Consider the following 17,471-nt stretch of genomic DNA (forward strand, 5'->3'; position numbering starts at 1 on the left):
CCATGAGCAATCTGCTGCCCTACGCCTTCGCGCGCGACTTCGTGCTGCTGGCCCATCCCAGCGACGAGGCGGAGAACACGGTCGAAGTGCTGACCTGCGGCGCCACGGCGCCGGCCGCCATCGCCGAGGTGTCGCGCCGCTTCGGCCGCGTCACCCTCAAGAGCATGACGCGCGCCGACCTGGAGACGGCCATCGCCGCCGCCTACGCCAGCGCCGGCGGCAACGCCTCGCTGGTGGCCGACGAATTCGACGCGGAGCTGGACCTGACCAAGCTGCTGCAGGACGTGCCGGCCATCGAGGATCTGCTCGAATCGTCCGACGACGCGCCCGTGATCCGCATGATCAACGCGCTGCTGACCCAGGCCCTGCGCGACGGCGCCTCCGACATCCACATCGAACCGTTCGAGCAGACCTCCGTGGTGCGCTTCCGCGTGGACGGCAGCCTGCGCGACATCGTCCGTCCCCGCAAGGCCATCCACGGCTCGCTGATCTCGCGCATCAAGATCATGGCGCAGCTCGACATCGCCGAGAAGCGTCTGCCGCAGGACGGCCGCATCACGCTGCGCATCGGCGGCAAGCCGGTCGACGTGCGCGTATCGACCCTGCCCACCGGCCACGGCGAACGGGCCGTGCTGCGTTTGCTGGACAAGGAGGCGGGCCGGCTCGACCTGCAGCACCTGGGCATGAGCGATCCCATGCTGGCCCAGTTCAATGCCTTGATCAACCAGCCGCACGGCATCGTGCTGGTGACCGGCCCCACCGGCTCCGGCAAGACCACCACGCTGTACGCCGCGCTGTCGCTGCTGAACGCGTCGAGCACCAACATCATGACGGTGGAAGACCCGATCGAGTACGACCTGGCCGGCGTGGGCCAGACCCAGGTCAACGCCCGCATCGACATGACCTTCGCCAAGGCCCTGCGCGCCATCCTGCGCCAGGACCCGGACGTGATCATGATCGGCGAGATCCGCGACCTGGAGACGGCGCAGATCGCCGTGCAGGCGTCGCTGACGGGCCACCTGGTGCTGGCCACGCTGCACACCAACGACGCCGCCGCCGCCGTCACCCGTTTGCTCGACATGGGGATCGAACCGTTCCTGCTGTCGTCGTCCTTGCTGGGCGTGCTGGCGCAGCGGCTGGTGCGCAAGCTGTGCCCGAGCTGCAAAACATACGAAGGCGGCCAGTGGCACGCCGTCGGCTGCACCCATTGCGGCCAGACCGGCTACCAGGGCCGGGTCGGCGTGTACGAGCTGCTGCAGACCACGGAGCAGATCCGCGCCCAGATCCACAACCGCGCGGCCGAGGCGGAAGTGAAGGCGGCCGCCATGGCCGGTGGCATGCACACCATGCGCGAGGATGGCGAACGCTGGCTGCGCGAAGGCGTGACCACCCAGGCCGAACTGCTGCGCGTGACCAAGGACTAGGATGCCAGCATTCCGATATGAGGCCGTCGACGCCGGCGGCGCCACCAAGAAGGGCGTGCTCAACGCCGACAGCGCCCGGTCCGCGCGCGCCGATCTGCGCACCCAGGGCCTGCTGCCGATCAAGGTGGACGCCATCGGCGCCCAGGTCGATTCGGCCGGCGTGGCCAAGGGCCGTGGCTTCGGCGAACGGCTGTCGACCACCGAACTGGCCCTGTTCACGCGCCAGCTGGCCAGCCTGCTGGAGGCGGGGCTGCCGCTGGAGCAGGCCTTCACGGCCCTGCTGGAACAGGCCGAGCGGCCCTATGTGCGCGACCTGATCGCCTCGATCCGTTCCGAGGTGATGGGCGGCGCGTCGCTGTCGGACGTGCTGTCGCGCCACCCGCGCGACTTCGCCGAGATCTACCGCGCGCTGGTGGCGTCGGGTGAGCAGATCGGCCACCTGGCGCGCGTGCTGTCGCGCCTGGCCGACTACATCGAACGGCGCAACGCGCTGGTGCAGAAGGTCAAGCTGGCGTTCACCTATCCGGCCATCGTGACGGTGGTGGCGTTCTCCATCGTGATCTTCCTGCTCACCTACGTGGTGCCGCAGATCGTGTCCGTGTTCGCCAACACCAAGCAGAAGCTGCCGTTCCTGACCATCGTGATGCTGGCCGTGTCGGACTTCGTGCGCCATTACGGCGTGCTGGTGGCCGTGCTGCTGGTGGGCGCGTGGTTCATGTGGCGCCGCGCGCTGGAGAACCCGGCGCTCAAGCGGCGCTGGCACAGCTGGCTGCTGACGGCGCCCCTGTACGGCAAATTCGAGCGCAGCCTGAACACGGCCCGTTTCGCCAGCACGCTGGCCATCACCACCGGCTCCGGCGTGCCCATCCTGCGGGCGCTGCAAACGAGCCGCGACACGCTGTCCAACGTGGCCATGCGCGAGCTGGTGGACGAGGCCAGCGACAACGTGCGCGAGGGCGTGAGCCTGGCGCGCGCGCTGTCGGCCCAGCAGCATTTCCCGCCCATGCTGATCCACATGATCCGCGCCGGCGAACTGACGGGCGAGCTGCCGGCCATGCTGGACCGCGCCGCCAGCGCGCAGGAACAGGACCTGGAGCGCCGCACGCTGACCATCGCCGGCCTGCTGGAGCCGGCCCTGATCCTGGCCATGGGCGTGGTGGTGCTGCTGATCGTGCTGGCGGTGCTGATGCCCATTATCGAAATCAATCAGCTGGTGCGCTGAGCAAGGAACCCATGAAGCGTCTGCCTTTCATACTCACCGTGGCCGCCGTGGCGGCCTTGTCCGCCTCGCTGGCCTACTGGGGACTGCAGTTGTTCAAGCCGCAGCAACGCCCGATCGCGGCCGCGCCTTTGGTGCCCGCGCCGGAGCCGAGCCTGGACGCGGCCAAGGGCCTGTTCGGCGGCCAGATCGCCGTGGCCGTGGCCAGCAACTACCAGCTCAAGGGCGTGGTGGCGGCCGGCGATGGCCGCGACAGCGCCGCCATCGTGTCCGTCGACAACAAGCCGGCCATGGCGCTGGGCGTGGGGCGCGAAGTGGCGCCCGGCGTGACGATCAAGGAAGTCCATCCCAAGTACGTGCTGTTGTCCGAGGGCGGCGTGGTCAAGCGCATCGACCTGGCCAGCGACGCCGGGCCGCAGAACAATCCCAACCTGGCGCCGCCGTCCATCACGCAGCCGCCCATGCCGCAACCGGCCTCGCAGCCGGTGGTGATGCCGCAACCGCAGATCCAGCAGTCGCCGCCGCCATCGGCGACGGCGGTGCACACGGGCGTGGCGCCGACGGCGCCCGGGCCCGGCGCCGACCGCCAGCGATGATACGGCGGCTGTAGCATGTGGTTCCCCCGCGTCCTGAGCGTCGCGCTGTGCTGCTGGCTGGTGGCCGCGCGCGCGCAATCACCGGCGCCCGTGCCCGCACCGGCACTCGCGCACGCGCCTGCACTGGCGCCCGCACCGGCCCCCGCGCCCGCAACTGCCCCCGCACCCGCGACGAACGCCGATCCCGTCCACCACCGCCCCCGCATCGCGCTGGTGCTGTCGGGCGGTGGCGCGCGCGGCTTCGCCCACATTGGCGTGCTGCGCGTGCTGCAGGAACTGCGGGTGCCGGTCGACATCGTGGTCGGCACCAGCATGGGCAGCGTGGTCGGTGGCGCCTACGCGGCCGGCAGTTCCGTGTCCCAGCTTGAACAGCTGGTGCGCCGCACCGACTGGAACAGCGTGGTGGCCGACCGTCCGCCGCGCGACGAACTCAATTTCCGCCGCCGCGAGGAGGACTTGCTGCTGCCCTCGCGCATTGAATTCGGCGCCACGCTGGACGGCATCTCGCTGCCGCCGGCCGCCGCCGGCAACGAGGCGCTGGAACTGGCCTTGACCCGCGTGCTGCCGCAAGGGACGCGCGACCGGCCCGTCAACCAGTTGCCGCTGCCGTTCCGCTCCGTCGCCTCCGACCTCGTCACGGGCGAACTGGTGGAGCTGGACGACACGCCGCTGTTCCTGGCCATGCGCGCCTCGCTGGCCGTGCCCGGCGTGTTCGCGCCGGTGCGGGTCAAGGAGCGGCTGGTGGTCGACGGTGGCCTGGTGCGCAACCTGCCGGTGGACGTGGCGCGCGCCATGGGGGCCGACGTGGTCATCGCCGTCAACGTGGGCACGCCGCTGGCGCCGGAGAAGGAGTTGAGCAGCGCGATCCGGGTGGCCCAGCAGATGCTGCAGATCCTGACCGAGCAGAACGTGCAGCGTTCGCTGAAGGAGCTGGGGCCGCGCGACATCCTGCTGGCGCCCAACCTGAACGGCATCAGCTTCCTCGACTTCGCGCGCCACGACCGCGCCATCCTGGCCGGCGAGAAGGCGGCGCGCGCGCTGTCGGCGCAACTGGTGCAGCTGGCCGTGCCGGAGGCCGAATACACGGCGTTCGAGCAGCACCGCCTGGCCGGCCCGGTGGTGGCCGACCAGCCGCTGCCCATCACCAAACTGGCGGTGGAGCCGAGTGGCCACATCAACCCCAAGGCGCTGGAGGTGCAGTCCGGTCTGGCGCTGGGCCAGCAAGTCACGGTGGAGCAGGCGCAGCAGGCCGGCGCCCAGTTGTTCGGCCGCGGCGACCTGGCGCGCGTGGAAACGGAAGTGCAGGACGTGAACGGCGGGCGCCAAGTGCTGATCAAGCCGACCGAGGCCGAGTGGGCCCGCAGCCGCCTGCGCGTGGGTCTGGAGCTGGCCAGCGACTTCAGCGACAACAACACCTTCGCGCTCAAGATGATGCATGTGCGTTCCTCGCTCAACGACTGGGGCGCGGAGCTGCGCAGCTCGGCCCGCATCGGCACCGAGCGCGCGTTCGAGGTGGAGTTCTGGCAGCCGCTGGGCCCCGGCTCGCAGTGGTACGTGGCGCCGTCCGCCCGCTATGGCGCGGCCGCCTCCGACACCTTCAGCCTGACGGGCCAGCGCCAGAACCGCATCGGCTACAACTACGCCGGCACCAGCGTGGTGCTGGGGCGCCAGCTCGGCAATTGGGGCGATGTGCACCTGGGCGTGGCGCGCCAGAGCGCCAACGTGCGCGTGACGATACCCGAGGATGCGTCGGTGCCGGCGGCCCGCGTGCACCAGACCGTGCAGACGCTGGCCTACAGCGTGGACACGCTCGACTCCGTGGCCTTCCCCACGCGCGGCGGTCTGTTCAACCTCAACCTCGAACGTTCCGTTGTCAGCGCGGCCAACCGCGTGTCGCTGATGCAGCAGAGTGTGGAAGGCTTGCGCGCCTTCCATGGCGGTAACTGGGCCGGTCACTTGTATGCGGAATGGGCGCGCAGCCAGCAGGGCCTGGCGCCGCTCAACCTGGGCGGCTTCCTGCGGCTGTCGGGCACGGCGCCCGAATCGGTGGCCGGCAACCGGGTGGTGCTGGGTCGCATCGTGATGGCGCGCACGGTGGGCGCCATGCCGGCCGCGCTGGGCGGCGATGTGCGGCTCGGCTTCTCGCTGGAGGCCGGCGCCGGGTATGGCGCCGACAATCCGCTGCACTGGGCCAGCGTGAAGCAGGCCGCCAGCATCTTCACGGCCGTCGACACGCGCTTCGGCCCGCTGTACTTCGGCGCCGGCAGCACCAAGGGCAACAGCGGCACGCTGTACCTGTTCCTCGGCCCGGTCTGGTAAGGCCGGCGGCCGGTGCGCGCCGGCGGCTGATGCCGCTGCCGTTGCCGGCGTTGCGGCTTATGCGGCTTATGCGGCTTATGCGGCTTATGCGGCTTATGCGGTCTGCGCCGGCTGGCGCCGCAGCGCCGTGAACGCGGCGAATTCCCATGAACGGAATCCCACCAGCAGCGTGTAGCCGTCGCGCTCGGGCGCGGGCAGGCGGCGGTCGCCCTGGTGCAGCCGCGCCAGTTCGCCGGCCAGCGACTGGATCTTGGCCGCCAGCTCCAGCGCGCTGGCACGCGACAGCCGCGCGGGCAGGCACAGCAGCGCTTCGCCGGGGCCGTCGAACTGGCCGCTGAAATAGTCGTTCACCACGTGGCTGCGGAAAAATTGCTGCACCGGGCCGTCGGCCAGCCAGTGGAAGGCGTTCGACACGCGCAGCCGGTAGCGGTTCAGCGGCTTCAGTTCGATCAGGCCCAGCCGGTCCAGTTCGGCCAGCAGCACGATGGATTCGGGTTCGCTCAACTGGTAGGTTTCCAGCACCTGCTCCAGGCTCCAGTGGCCCAGGCAGCAGATCGCCATCAGCAACAATCGCGGGTGGGCCACCAGCGCTTTTTCCTGCAGCAGGGTCAGCGTGTCCGCATGGGGCGTGGCGTCGGCCGCGCCGCGCAGCACGTCCTCCAGCGCGATGCCGGCCGCCTTGCAGATCTGCGCCAGCCGCGTCAGCGTCATGTCCTGCTGGCCGAACATGCGCTTGACGCTCGATTCGCTCATGCCGATGCGGCTGGCCAACTCCTTGTACGTGACGCCGGCCGCGCGCAACTGGGCGCGCAGCACGTGCAACAGCAATTCGGGTGAACTCATGCCTGCCCCTGTGCTTGTCATAAAGGCAAAAAGGTAGCACGGTTCGCTACCATCTGTACAGGATTTTGCGCCCTGGTACTTTCCGCTAGGACTTTCGGGTGAACAGGATCACACTGCGCGGCGATGTCACTCGTAGCAGCGACGTCATCCAGCCACAAGAGACGATGAGGGGAATGATGATGAAACAAACCGTACGCGCCGCGCTGCTGGCCAGCGCCTTCCTGGGCGCCAGCGGCGCCGCCGCCGCCGCCGACCTGTCGCCCGGCTACCTGGGGGTGGACGTGGGCTACCGCAACCACTACAACTTCGACTGCCTGAGCGGCAGCCCGTGCGAGCGCAACGCCGGCGCCAGCACCCGCGTCTACGGCGGCTATGCCATGAGCGAAACGACCGCGTTCGGCCTCCCGACCACGCGCGCCATTGAAGTGGCCGCGTTCACGGGGGGCGCCGTCAAGGGGGCGTTCAATAACGGCGCGGGCGTGCTGAGCCCGGGCGAAGGAAAGTTGTCGGGCGTGAGCGTGACGTCCCAGTCGTCGTCGAAGTTGAGCGAGAACTGGGCCTGGACCACGCGCCTGGGCCTGGTCGCCGAACACGGCAAAGTCGACTACACGTCCGGCGGCAGCGACAGCACCAACACGCTGGCCGTGACGGTGGGCACGGGCCTGTCCTACGCGATCGACAAGCATTGGGCCCTGAATGCGGACTGGAACTATCTGCCGGCCCGCATGGGCAAGGCCGCCAAGTCCAACCTGAATGTGTTCTCGGTGGGCGCCGCCTACCACTTCTGATCACCCGAGCGCGGGCGCCAACCCCGGCGCCCGCTGACGGTTCACGTTTCGTCCTTGCCCTTGAGCAGGGCCTTGGCCAGCGCCCGCTTGGCGGCCTGGCGCTGGCCGGACGGCGTTTTCACGTGCGGCCCGGCCGCGCGCAACTTGGCCGCCACCGCCACCGGATTGCGTGGCTTGGGCGACGGTCCCACGCGGAACAGCATCTTTTGCCGGGTCGCCAGCGCCTTGTTGGCCATCGCCTCCTCCGTTACAGCACGTAGCGCGACAGGTCTTCGTTGACGGCCAGTGCGTCGAGCCGCGCGTTGACGTAGGCCGCGTCGATGGTGATCTGCTTCTCCGACGTTTCCGTGGCCGTGAACGAGATTTCCTCCAGCAGCTTTTCCATCACCGTGTACAGCCGGCGCGCGCCGATGTTCTCGGTGCGTTCGTTGACGGAGAACGCGATCTCGGCCAGGCGGTTGATGCCGTCCGGCGCGAATTCCAGTTTCACGTCCTCGGTGGCCAGCAGCGCCTCGTACTGCTTGGTCAGGCAGGCGTCGGTGCTGGTCAGGATGCGCTCGAAATCGGCGATGGACAGCGATTCCAGCTCCACCCGGATCGGGAAGCGGCCCTGCAGTTCCGGGATCAGGTCGGACGGCTTGGCCAGGTGGAAGGCGCCGGACGCGATGAACAGGATGTGGTCGGTGCGGATCATGCCGTACTTGGTGTTGACGGTGGTGCCCTCCACCAGCGGCAGCAGGTCGCGCTGCACGCCGGCGCGCGACACGTCGGCCCCGCCCACCTCCGAGCGCGAGGCGATCTTGTCGATCTCGTCGAGGAACACGATGCCGTTCTGCTCGACGTTCTGGATCGCCTTCTGCTTCATCTCGTCCTCGTTGATGAGCTTGGCCGCCTCCTCGTCCACGAGGAACTTCATGGCGTCCTTGATCTTGAGCTTGCGCGATTTCTTGCGCCCGCCGCCGATGCCCGAGAACATGGTCTTGATCTGCTCCGTCATCTCCTCCATGCCGGGCGGGGCCATGATTTCCATCTGCGGGCTGCCCTCGGCCAGTTCCAGCTCGATTTCCTTGTCGTCCAGTTCGCCCTGGCGCAGCCGTTTGCGGAAGGTCTGGCGGGTGGCGTCGCCGGCCTGCGGTTCGCTGCTGGCCGTGTTGAAGCCGAAGTCGCGCGCCGGCGGCACCAGGATGTCGATCACCCGGTCCTCGGCCGCGTCCTCGGCGCGCGCGCGCACCTTGGCCATCTCGGCCGAGCGGGTCTGCTTGACGCCGATGTCGATCAGGTCGCGGATGATGGTGTCCACGTCGCGCCCCACGTAACCGACCTCGGTGAACTTGGTCGCTTCGATCTTGATGAACGGCGCGTCGGCCAGCTTGGCCAGGCGGCGCGCGATCTCGGTCTTGCCGACGCCGGTCGGACCGATCATCAGGATGTTCTTGGGCGTGATCTCGTGGCGCAGCGGTTCGGCCACCTGCTGGCGGCGCCAGCGGTTGCGCAGCGCGATGGCGACCGCGCGCTTGGCCTTGGCCTGGCCGACCACGTGTTTATCGAGTTCGCCGACGATTTCCTGTGGTGTCATGTTCATGGGTTCAGTCCAGGGTTTCGATGATGTGGGACAGATTGGTGTAGATGCACAGCTGGCCGGCGATGGTCAGCGACTTTTTGACAATGTCGGCCGGTGACAGTTCCGTGTTTTCCTGCAGCGCCAGCGCGGCCGACTGGGCGTAGGTGCCGCCCGAGCCGATGGCGCCGATGCCGTTCTCCGGCTCCAGCACGTCGCCGTTGCCGGTGATGACCAGCGTCGATTCGCTGTCGGCCACCAGCAGCATGGCTTCCAGCCGGCGCAGCACGCGGTCGGTGCGCCAGTCCTTGGCCAGTTCGACCGAGGCGCGCAGCAGATTGCCCTGGTGTTTCTCCAGCTTGCCTTCGAAGCGGTCGAGCAGGGTGAAGGCGTCGGCCGTGCCGCCGGCGAAGCCGCACAGCACTTTGCCCTGGTACAGCTTGCGCACCTTGCGGGCCGTGCCTTTCATGACGATATTGCCGAGTGTGACCTGGCCGTCGCCGCCCAGTGCGACTTGCTTGCCGCGGCGCACGCACAGGATGGTGGTGCCGTGAAATTGTTCCATAGTGACCTCGGTGGGTGGATGCGGTTCAAGTCCAGCACATGGGGCTGGCCACCAAATTTGCAAGGCGGGTCAGTATTTGTGCGGATAGATCTTGGCCAGCTCGCCGTAGCCGAGCAGCCGCAGCAGGGCCGCCACCAGGTGGTTGACGTCGCGGAACTCCACCTTCTTGCCGTCCTGCACCAGCGCTTGCAGCCTCGCTTGCAGGGCGTTGGCGGCGCCGAATTCCACGCGCGCCAGCCGCGAACAGTCAAACACGAGGGTCTGGTACTGTTCAGCATAGCCGGCCAGCGCGGCAAGTAAAGCGTCGAGCGGCCCTTCGACCACGGCCGGCAGCAGGTAGCGGTCGGGCGCGCCGGACAGTGGCTGGCGGGCCGCCGTGGCCACGGCGCGCGGCGCCACGAACGAGGGCGGCGACACTTCGAACGTGACGCAGTAATCCATGCCCGTTTCCTCGAATTCCTTTTCGCGGTTGAGCAGTTGCAACAGTTCGAGCAGCAGCAGCCACGGCGCGGGGCCGCCCTCGCGGTTGCCCACGGCCACGGTGGCCTGGATCAGGGCCGCCAGGTGGTCGGCCGCCACCACGATCAGTTCGCGCTCGCCGCCGTGCAGTTGCTGCAGCACGGGCAGCAGCAGCGCGCAGCCGTCGGGCGTGACGCCCTGCACCCGGCTGAAGTCGAGCCGCAGCACGGGATGGCTGGCCATCTGCTGCTGCAGGCGCTGCAGCTGGGGAACGATGGCGGCGTCGAGCTGGCCCGAGAACAGTTCCGTGGGCGTGACGCCCGACCAGGCCCGGCCGGCGGCGGCGGCGGCCGGGGGCGGCGGCGCCTTCCATGGCGGCGGCGAGGTCTCGAACGTGCTGGCGTAGTCGATCGACAGGCTGTCGAACTTGTCCTGCTGGCCGGTGACCTGGTACAGGTCGAACAGCATCCACCACAGTGTGCGGTCCTGGGCGCCGGCCGGCGGCAGGTTGTCGACCAGCATCTGCTCGGCCATGTCGGCCTGGCCGTTGGCGTACACGATGGCGATCTCCTCGACCACCGGCGCGGTCTGGGCCGCCACGGCCTGGGCCGGCAGGTCATCCTCGCCCAGCAGTTCCGTGGTGTCCTCGTCCAGCAGCGGCAGGGTGGGGTTGTCGCCGGCCACGGCGGGGCGCGGCGGGCGCGCGGGGCGGCTGCCCCAGGCCGGTTCCGTGTCCTGGAAGATGTCGAGCGCCATGGCGGCCTCGATGGCGTCGATCTTCATGGCCGTGGCGCGGGCCAGGTCGCGCTGCAAGGCCTGGGCCTGCTGGCGTTCGAGCTCGCTGTTCGGGCCCAGGCGCGCGCCATCGTCGGCGCCGGCCGTGGCGGCCGGCGCGCGCTGCGCATCCTGTTTCCTGAAAAGCGAAAAAATGCCCACGTCGTGTCCCGTTGTGTTTCACGCTGGCCGGCACGCGCACAGCGCATGCCGCAGGACTGTAAGTGTAGCTCATAGGAAAGGTCTTGCCATGGGCGCGCGCAATTGGATACGACAATTTTCACCAATTTCCACAATTCGGGCGGCGGGCGCGCATGGCGACGCGCGCGCGGGCGAAAAAAAAGCACGCGAGGGCATCGCGTGCTTTCGTCGGGGGCCGGACGGCTCAGTCGCCGTACAGCTTCTGCTTCAGTTCGCGGCGCTGCTGGGCTTCCAGCGACAGCGTGGCCGTGGGACGGGCGATCAGGCGCGGGATGCCGATCGGCTCGCCCGTTTCCTCGCACCAGCCATAGTCGCCGGCGTCGATGGCGACGATCGATTGCTGCACTTTTTTCAGCAGTTTGCGCTCGCGGTCGCGGGTACGCAGTTCCAGTGCGTGCTCTTCCTCGATGGTGGCGCGGTCGGCGGGATCGGGCACCAGCACGGTTTCGCGCAAGTGCTCGGTGGTCTCGTCGGCGTTCTTCAACAATTCTTTCTCAAGTGCCTGCAGCTTGGCCTTGAAAAATGCCATTTGCGCCGGGTTCATGTAATCCTTGTCATCCATCTTCAGAATTTCTTCTTCGGTCAGGATGCGTTCAGTGCTCGCGGCGGGGGTCGATTTATTAGTTTTGGTCATCACTTCGCTTACCTTCGATACGACAGAGTTTTCAAATGGAGGGGCTGTTGGGTGCCAGGCCACACAGCCGCACACGGTATCCGCAGCGGCACTGCTTGCCGGATGTTGTAACACTTAAATTTTAGTAATGATCTTCCGCATCATACGCGTTCGAGCGATCCATGCCCGGTTCCGGAGAGCCTGTCGCTTAAAACGCAGATAGTTTATACCAAACATTGTTCCAAACCGCGAATAAAGATGTCTTTCGGTAGATTTTTGCCAATAAACACCATTTTGCTACCACGGTTCTCCGTTTCCCCCCACGGCGCGCCCAGGTCGCTGCCCATCAACTGGTGCACGCCCTGGAACACCACCTTGCGTTGCGCCCCTTGCATCCACAATACGCCTTTATAGCGCAGCATGCGAGGGCCGTACACCTGGACCAGTCCGTTCAGGAATTCGTCGAGCTTGGCGCTGTCGAACGGCCGCTCGCTCTTGTAGACGAAGGCGGCGATGTCGTCCGTGTGGTGGCTGTGGTGGTGGTCGTGGCCGTGGCCGCAATCGTGGTCGTGGCCGCAGTGCTCGCCGTGCACGTGCCCGTGGTCGTGCGCGTCCTCGGCGGCCAGGAAATCGGGGTCCAGCTCCAGCTTGTCGTTCAGGTTGAAGCCCTTCAGGTCCAGCACCTCGGCCAGCGGCAGGCGGCCGAAGTCGGAGCGCACGATGGGGGCGCGCGGGTTGATGTGCTTGATGCGGGTCGTGAGCGCGTCCAGCTCGGCCGCCGTCACCAGGTCGGTCTTGGACAGCAGCAGCTTGTCGGCGAAACCGATCTGGCGCTGGGCTTCCTCGTGCTCGTCCAATTGCTGCATGGCATGGCGCGCGTCGACCACGGTGATCACGGCGTCGAGCATGTAGTGGGCGCCCACTTCCTCGTCGATGAAGAAGGTCTGGGCCACGGGGCCGGGGTTGGCCAGGCCGGTGGTCTCGATCACGACGCGGTCGAACTGCAGCTGGCCGGCGTCGCGCTTTTGCGCCAGCGCCGTCAGCGCCACGATCAGGTCGCCGCGCACCGTGCAGCAGATGCAGCCATTGTTCATCTCCACGATCTGTTCCCGGCTGTCCTGCACCAGGATCTCGTTGTCGATGTTCTCCTGGCCGAATTCGTTCTCGATCACGGCGATGCGCATGCCGTGCTGTTCCTGCAGGATGCGGTTGAGCAGCGTGGTTTTGCCGGCGCCGAGAAAGCCCGTCAGGATGGTGGTGGGGATGAGTGCCATGGTTGCTTGTCGGATAGGGTGGAGGAAGGCTCAGGAACCGGCCCGGGGCGATCCCGGCCAGCCGCCGATTATGCCGGAATTTCGCAAACGGTTGCAATGCGTCCGTTTGCGGCCCGTCAAACCATTGTGCGCGCTATTTGATTTTCGCGCGCGGATGGGCCCGGTCGTAGACGTCGGCCAGGTGCTGGAAGTCGAGCGCCGTGTAGACCTGGGTGGAACTGATGCTGGCGTGGCCCAGCATGTCCTGCACCGCCCGCAGGTCGCCCGACGATTGCAGCACGTGCGAGGCGAACGAGTGGCGCAGCATGTGCGGGTGGACGTGGACCGGCATGCCGCAGGCCAGCGCGTGGGCGCGCAGCCGCTGCTGCACCACGCGCGGGCTGACGCGGGCGCCGCGCGTGTTGACGAACAGGGCCGCGCTGCCGTCGGCCGGGGCCGGGCGCACGGCGATCCAGGCCGCCAGCGCCGTGCGCGCCGCGCCGCCCACCGGCACGGTGCGCATCTTGTTGCCCTTGCCGGTGACGACGGCCTCGCCCTGGTCGAGGTCGAGCCAGCCCAGCGAGGCGGGCAGGGCGCCGTCGGCCTTGCGGTAATGGAGGTCCATGGCGGCCAGTTCCGACACGCGCAAGCCGCTCGAATATAAGAGTTCGAACATGGCGCGGTCGCACAGCGCGGCCGGTTCCGGCGCCGCGCCCGGCTGCGGCCGGCCGGCGCCGCTGACCAGATGCACGGCGTCGTCCACCGACAGCGCGCGCGGCAGGCCGCGCGCCCGCTTGGGCGCGCGCACGCCGGCGGCCGGGTTGGCCGACAGCTGGCCCTGCTCGATCAGCCAGTCGAAAAAGCCGCGCCAGCATGACAGCTTGCGGGCGATCGAGCGCGGTTCCAGGCCCTGGCCGTGCAGGGTGGCGGCCAGCCGGCGCAGGTCGGCCTGGCCCAGTTGCCGCCATTCGCGTCCGGCCGTCAGGGTGGCCAGCTGGCGCAGGTCGCGGCCATAGGCGGCCAGCGTGTGGGGCGACAGCTTGCGCAGCGTGCGCAACTGCGCCAGCCAGGCGTCCGGCCAGTCCTGCGTGGCGTCCCCGGCGTGGTCCATGTGGAAGCGGCCGCTCAGGCCAGCAGCGGCAGCAGCGCGGTGCTGCTGGTTTCGCCGATGTGGACCAGGAAGTCGGTCGCCATCATGGCCGTGAAGCGGGCCGGGTCGGCCGAGCCGAGGATCAGCAGGCCGAAGGCGCCGCCCTTGCTGCCGGGCTGGCGCAGCGGGATCATCACGGTCGACCGCACGCTGGCCGCGTCGTCGAGCCAGCGCACGGCTTCGAAATCCTTGTTGCTGCCGCAATACGGCGCCAGCAGGCTGTTGGCGAACAGGCGCGCATCCTCGGACACGCCGCGCGTGAACCAGGCCGCCTCATGCTCGGGCGCCGTGTTCCACAGGCGCAGCGTCACCTGCGGCACGTCGAAGGCCGTGCGCAAGCCGTCCGACACGGCGCCGGCCAGCGCCTCGGCGCCGCGCGCCGTCACCAGGGCCTGGGTCCAGCGGTGGAATTTGTTGGCGATGGCCTCGTTCTCGGCCGCCAGGCGCATCAGCTCGGCCATGCGCAGTTCCAGCGCCTTGTATTTGTCGCGCATCACTTCCATCTGGCGTTCCTGCAGCGAGACGGCGCGCCCGGTCAGCGGGCTGGCCAGCCTGATCTCGCCCAGCAGGTGGACGTGTTCTTCGAAGAAGTGCGGATGGTCGGTCAGGTATTGCGCGACGGCGGCGGAGTCCAGGAGGGCGGTCATTGATGGTGTCGTTCAAATTAAGAGAGGGGGCAGGCGCCATTTTAACCGAGCCGACGCGAAAACCGGGGTCAGGTCATGCATACGCGCATATTTTACGCGTGGCATGACCTGACCCCGGTTTGGCGGCGTTGCAACGGATCAGAAGCGGTGGCGCATGCCCAGCTGGATACCTTTGCTGGCCTCGCCCGGGTGGGCCGTGAAGCCGCCCGAGGCGCTGGCCGCGCCGATCGCGTACTGGCCATCGTTCTGGTTCTTGATGTAGGCCACCACCGCGTACAGGTCGGTGCGCTTGGACAGGTTGTGGTCGTAGCCGAGGCCGTACTGGGTGGCGTCGCTGTTGGACGCGCTGCGGTCGTTCTGGCGCACCACGGACGCCATGATGCGGCCCTGGCCCACGCGGTAGTGGAAGCCGAGCTGGTAGCTGACGGCGTCGAGCAGGAAGGTGCGCTGCAGCGTGCTGTCGAGCTGGCCGGCCAGCACCGGGCCGAGCGCCGGGCCGAACGCGGCGAAGGTGGGCGCCAGCGCGTCGTGGGCGTAGCGGATGATGACGGAGTTGTCGTTGTTCTGCTTGTGGTAGCCGGCGAACAGTTTCCACTGGTTCAGGCTGTACGAGCCGCCCACCGTGGTGGTCACCAGGCCGCGCGCGCCGACCTGGTCGGTGCCGTAGTTGTGGCCCACGCCGACGTCCCAGCCGTTGGCCCTGTAGCGCAGGTTGGCGCCCCACGAGCGCTTGTCCATGCCGATGTAGCCCGAATGCTCGGTGCCGTACATCAGGGCGGCGGCCACGCCGTTCGGCAGTTCGATCCGGTATTGCACCGACTTGTCGGAACGGATCGCCACGCCGGCCGTCAGCAGGCCGCCGGTGCCGCCCACGATGCCGCCCCAGCCGGCCGCCGTGCCCGATTCGAACACGTCGGCGTTGTTGAACACCTCATAGTCGGGCGTGTACATGCGGCCCAGCAAGACCGCGCCGACCGGCGTGACCAGGCCGGCCATCGAGGTGCGGTCGAACAGCGCGTTGTTGATGTTGACGTTGATGGCCGGCTGCAGGGCCGACTGCACGCCGGCCAGCAGCTTGGCGGCCGTGGCGGCGCCACCGGCGGCGGCCGGCACGGTGAAGGCCAGCCCCTTGGTCAGCGCGTAACCCTGGTTGCTCGACAGGTTGCCGGCCTGCTGGCCGCCCGTGTCGAGCTGCACGCGCGCCTCCAGGTTGAACACGGCCTTGTAGCCGTTGCCGATGTCCTCCGTGCCCTTGAAGCCGAGCCGGGAGCCGTCGGCGATGCCGCTCACGATCTTGGTGCGGCTGTCGTTGCCGCCGTTGTTCGCGTACATCACGCCGGCGTCGGCGATGCCATACACGGTGACGGACGACTGGGCCAGGACGGGGGCCGCGCAGCCGGCGGCGATCAGGCCGGCCAGTACTTTGATTTTCATTGAGTCTCCAGTTTTTATGGGTTTTATTGTCACGACTTAAAATAGCACGTGCGTGCTAATCAACTATGACAGCGAAGACTTATGCTGTACAGCAAGGTTTGCGTGTGGCGCCGCGCGAGGTTGCGCGGAACACACGATCGTCGAGGGAATTCAAAAAAAGTGCGCGCCATCCGGCCGGCGGCGGCGGGGCGGGGGCGAAAAAAAACGGACAAGGTTGCCCTTGTCCGTTGTCGTGAAGGCAAGCGGCCAAGGGCCGCCGCGATCAGAAGTTGTGGTGGATGCCCACGCCGTAGAAGTTGACGGTGGTGGCGGCGCGCTTGTTGGACGCGTCCAGGTAGACGTAGGTGCGGGCCGACAGGCTGTACTCGTAGCCCAGCGATGCCTGCTTGGTCTTGACCAGGCCGTCCGGGGTCTTCTGGCCGTAGCCGGCCAGGATCTTGCCTGCGCCGACGGTGTAGTTGGCGCCCAGGATCCAGGACTTGGTCTTGGCGTTGGTGAACACGGTCTGGCCCTGGTCCTGCTTCTGGTACGAAGCCATCAGTTTCAGCGCGGGGATAGGCTTGACGGACGCGGCCACCGACCACAGCTTGGTCTCCAGCGCGTTCTTCTCGTAGGCGGCCATGGCGGCGAACTGGCCGTTGTCCACGGTGGCGCTCAGCGAGTAAGGCGTGGTGTTGGGCACCATGTTGGCCGGGATGGCGACCGAGTTGGCGGTGGCGGCGACGGCGGCGTTGCCGTTCGCTTCCTTGGCCTGGATGGCCGCGTTCAGCTGGAACACGCCGGCCACGACCGGGGTGTTATAGAAGAAGGCGTTCGAGAAGCGGTTGCCCGAGTTGCCGGTCTGGTCCAGCGGCGAGCTGGTGTAGCCAGCCACTTGCAGGTCGGTCTGGTAGCCGGCCACCGATGGGATGCCGCTCCATGGTTCGAACGCCGTGATCGATTCCTGGAACGGGGTCAGGCCACGGCCCAGACGCACGGTACCGAAGTCACCCTGCAGGCCGACGCGGCTCTGGCCCTGGAACAGCGGACGGCTGCTGGCGCCGGACGTGCTTTCGATGGTGCCGGTGTCGGGCTCATAGCGGATTTCCAGTTGGAACAGCGCCTTCAGGCCGCTGCCCAGGTCTTCCACGCCTTTGAAGCCCAGTTTGTTGTTGTCGCGCTTGCCGATCGCCGTGCTGGTGCCGCTTTTCTTGGTGACGCCCGCATCCACCGTACCGTAGATGGTCACGGACGATTGCGCGTACGCAGCGGAAAACGCGCCCATGAGTGCCAGAGCCACTAAAGATTTTTTCATTTGTTCTTCCTTTTGAGAGTGAAACGTCCAAACATCTAAAAGCCGACAAGTGCGCCTAACGCCACCTGGGATGAGCTGAACCTTAATAGCTGTCCGCGTCAATGGCGCCGGTTTGGTTGATTATGGGGGCGAGTCTTGGCCGAAAAGGCCAAAACCCCGTTCCCCTGTTGTATTTTTGAAACGCTTGACCGGCTATCCAGAACCGTGCCGCCCGCATGATTTCCTTTCACGTGTGGATCAGGGATTGCTTTCACACTACACGGCACATAGCGCGGAGATTTGCGCCATATCAAGCAGATAGGCGCACCGTCGCGTGCACGCCACGGCGCCGGCC

General features: G+C 67.5%; 16 protein-coding genes. 5 read left to right on the forward strand and 11 right to left on the reverse strand.

The window, feature by feature from the left end:
* Window positions 1–2 precede the first annotated feature (2 nt).
* The 4 genes from gspE to AC1RQG_RS01405 are packed head-to-tail and all read left to right on the forward strand — an operon-like array spanning window position 3 to window position 5,558.
* Window positions 3–1,424, forward strand: a complete 1,422-nt coding sequence (gene gspE / locus AC1RQG_RS01390; protein ID WP_493127560.1) for a type II secretion system ATPase GspE — start codon at window positions 3–5, stop codon at window positions 1,422–1,424.
* A gap of 1 nt (window position 1,425) precedes the next feature.
* Entirely contained in the window at window positions 1,426–2,646 is a 1,221-nt protein-coding gene (gspF, locus tag AC1RQG_RS01395) for a type II secretion system inner membrane protein GspF (RefSeq protein WP_493127562.1), read from the forward strand.
* Between the two features lie 11 nt (window positions 2,647–2,657).
* Window positions 2,658–3,239 carry a type II secretion system protein N gene (locus tag AC1RQG_RS01400; RefSeq protein WP_493127564.1) on the forward strand — a complete coding sequence of 194 codons (582 nt, stop codon included), beginning with the start codon at window positions 2,658–2,660 and terminating at the stop codon, window positions 3,237–3,239.
* A 15-nt stretch (window positions 3,240–3,254) separates the two neighbouring features.
* Entirely contained in the window at window positions 3,255–5,558 is a 2,304-nt protein-coding gene (locus AC1RQG_RS01405) for a patatin-like phospholipase family protein (RefSeq protein WP_493127566.1), read from the forward strand.
* Window positions 5,559–5,651: 93 nt separating this feature from the next.
* Here the strand turns inward: AC1RQG_RS01405 and AC1RQG_RS01410 are convergent, their stop codons facing one another.
* A complete protein-coding gene (locus AC1RQG_RS01410) occupies window positions 5,652–6,401 on the reverse strand; it encodes a helix-turn-helix domain-containing protein (RefSeq protein WP_493127568.1) in 750 nt (249 codons plus the stop codon).
* 179 nt (window positions 6,402–6,580) lie between these two features.
* Between AC1RQG_RS01410 and AC1RQG_RS01415 the strand changes: the two genes are divergently transcribed.
* Window positions 6,581–7,189: an outer membrane protein gene (locus tag AC1RQG_RS01415; RefSeq protein ID WP_493127570.1), complete on the forward strand. Its 609-nt coding sequence runs from the start codon at window positions 6,581–6,583 to the stop codon at window positions 7,187–7,189.
* A 41-nt stretch (window positions 7,190–7,230) separates the two neighbouring features.
* Here AC1RQG_RS01415 and AC1RQG_RS01420 read toward each other — a convergent pair whose 3' ends face one another.
* The 10 genes from AC1RQG_RS01420 to AC1RQG_RS01465 form a co-directional block, all read right to left on the reverse strand.
* Entirely contained in the window at window positions 7,231–7,425 is a 195-nt protein-coding gene (locus AC1RQG_RS01420; RefSeq protein WP_182161713.1) for a hypothetical protein, read from the reverse strand.
* Window positions 7,426–7,436: 11 nt separating this feature from the next.
* Complete coding sequence (gene hslU / locus AC1RQG_RS01425; RefSeq protein ID WP_493127573.1) at window positions 7,437–8,771, reverse strand: ATP-dependent protease ATPase subunit HslU; 1,335 nt, start codon at window positions 8,769–8,771, stop codon at window positions 7,437–7,439.
* A 4-nt stretch (window positions 8,772–8,775) separates the two neighbouring features.
* Entirely contained in the window at window positions 8,776–9,312 is a 537-nt protein-coding gene (hslV, locus tag AC1RQG_RS01430; protein ID WP_493127575.1) for an ATP-dependent protease subunit HslV, read from the reverse strand.
* Window positions 9,313–9,381: 69 nt separating this feature from the next.
* Window positions 9,382–10,707: an STAS domain-containing protein gene (locus tag AC1RQG_RS01435; RefSeq protein WP_493127577.1), complete on the reverse strand. Its 1,326-nt coding sequence runs from the start codon at window positions 10,705–10,707 to the stop codon at window positions 9,382–9,384.
* A gap of 223 nt (window positions 10,708–10,930) precedes the next feature.
* Window positions 10,931–11,380, reverse strand: a complete 450-nt coding sequence (gene dksA, locus AC1RQG_RS01440; protein ID WP_182151453.1) for an RNA polymerase-binding protein DksA — start codon at window positions 11,378–11,380, stop codon at window positions 10,931–10,933.
* Between the two features lie 203 nt (window positions 11,381–11,583).
* Window positions 11,584–12,633, reverse strand: coding sequence for a CobW family GTP-binding protein (locus tag AC1RQG_RS01445; RefSeq protein WP_493127579.1), 1,050 nt, complete (start codon window positions 12,631–12,633; stop codon window positions 11,584–11,586).
* A gap of 133 nt (window positions 12,634–12,766) precedes the next feature.
* Window positions 12,767–13,723, reverse strand: coding sequence for a tyrosine recombinase XerC (locus tag AC1RQG_RS01450; protein ID WP_493127581.1), 957 nt, complete (start codon window positions 13,721–13,723; stop codon window positions 12,767–12,769).
* Window positions 13,724–13,737: 14 nt separating this feature from the next.
* Window positions 13,738–14,409 carry a DUF484 family protein gene (locus AC1RQG_RS01455; RefSeq protein ID WP_493127582.1) on the reverse strand — a complete coding sequence of 224 codons (672 nt, stop codon included), beginning with the start codon at window positions 14,407–14,409 and terminating at the stop codon, window positions 13,738–13,740.
* 138 nt (window positions 14,410–14,547) lie between these two features.
* On the reverse strand, window positions 14,548–15,843 hold the full coding sequence (locus tag AC1RQG_RS01460; protein ID WP_493127584.1) for a porin: 1,296 nt from the start codon (window positions 15,841–15,843) through the stop codon (window positions 14,548–14,550).
* Window positions 15,844–16,105: 262 nt separating this feature from the next.
* Entirely contained in the window at window positions 16,106–17,137 is a 1,032-nt protein-coding gene (locus AC1RQG_RS01465; protein ID WP_493127586.1) for a porin, read from the reverse strand.
* Between the last annotated feature and the right edge of the window lie 334 nt (window positions 17,138–17,471).

It is taken from the genome of Rugamonas sp. GW822-FHT03B10 (genome assembly GCF_058801745.1).

Coding starts and splice junctions, on each gene's coding strand:
- AC1RQG_RS01405 (WP_493127566.1), top strand. CDS start 3,255: ATGTGGTTCCCCCGCGTCCTGAGCGTCGCGCTGTGCTGCTGGCTGGTG.
- AC1RQG_RS01420 (WP_182161713.1), bottom strand. CDS start 7,425: ATGGCCAACAAGGCGCTGGCGACCCGGCAAAAGATGCTGTTCCGCGTG.
- hslU (WP_493127573.1), bottom strand. CDS start 8,771: ATGAACATGACACCACAGGAAATCGTCGGCGAACTCGATAAACACGTG.
- AC1RQG_RS01465 (WP_493127586.1), bottom strand. CDS start 17,137: ATGAAAAAATCTTTAGTGGCTCTGGCACTCATGGGCGCGTTTTCCGCT.
- AC1RQG_RS01445 (WP_493127579.1), bottom strand. CDS start 12,633: ATGGCACTCATCCCCACCACCATCCTGACGGGCTTTCTCGGCGCCGGC.
- AC1RQG_RS01460 (WP_493127584.1), bottom strand. CDS start 15,843: ATGAAAATCAAAGTACTGGCCGGCCTGATCGCCGCCGGCTGCGCGGCC.
- AC1RQG_RS01450 (WP_493127581.1), bottom strand. CDS start 13,723: ATGGACCACGCCGGGGACGCCACGCAGGACTGGCCGGACGCCTGGCTG.
- dksA (WP_182151453.1), bottom strand. CDS start 11,380: ATGACCAAAACTAATAAATCGACCCCCGCCGCGAGCACTGAACGCATC.
- AC1RQG_RS01400 (WP_493127564.1), top strand. CDS start 2,658: ATGAAGCGTCTGCCTTTCATACTCACCGTGGCCGCCGTGGCGGCCTTG.
- hslV (WP_493127575.1), bottom strand. CDS start 9,312: ATGGAACAATTTCACGGCACCACCATCCTGTGCGTGCGCCGCGGCAAG.
- AC1RQG_RS01410 (WP_493127568.1), bottom strand. CDS start 6,401: ATGAGTTCACCCGAATTGCTGTTGCACGTGCTGCGCGCCCAGTTGCGC.
- AC1RQG_RS01415 (WP_493127570.1), top strand. CDS start 6,581: ATGAAACAAACCGTACGCGCCGCGCTGCTGGCCAGCGCCTTCCTGGGC.
- AC1RQG_RS01455 (WP_493127582.1), bottom strand. CDS start 14,409: ATGACCGCCCTCCTGGACTCCGCCGCCGTCGCGCAATACCTGACCGAC.
- gspF (WP_493127562.1), top strand. CDS start 1,426: ATGCCAGCATTCCGATATGAGGCCGTCGACGCCGGCGGCGCCACCAAG.
- gspE (WP_493127560.1), top strand. CDS start 3: ATGAGCAATCTGCTGCCCTACGCCTTCGCGCGCGACTTCGTGCTGCTG.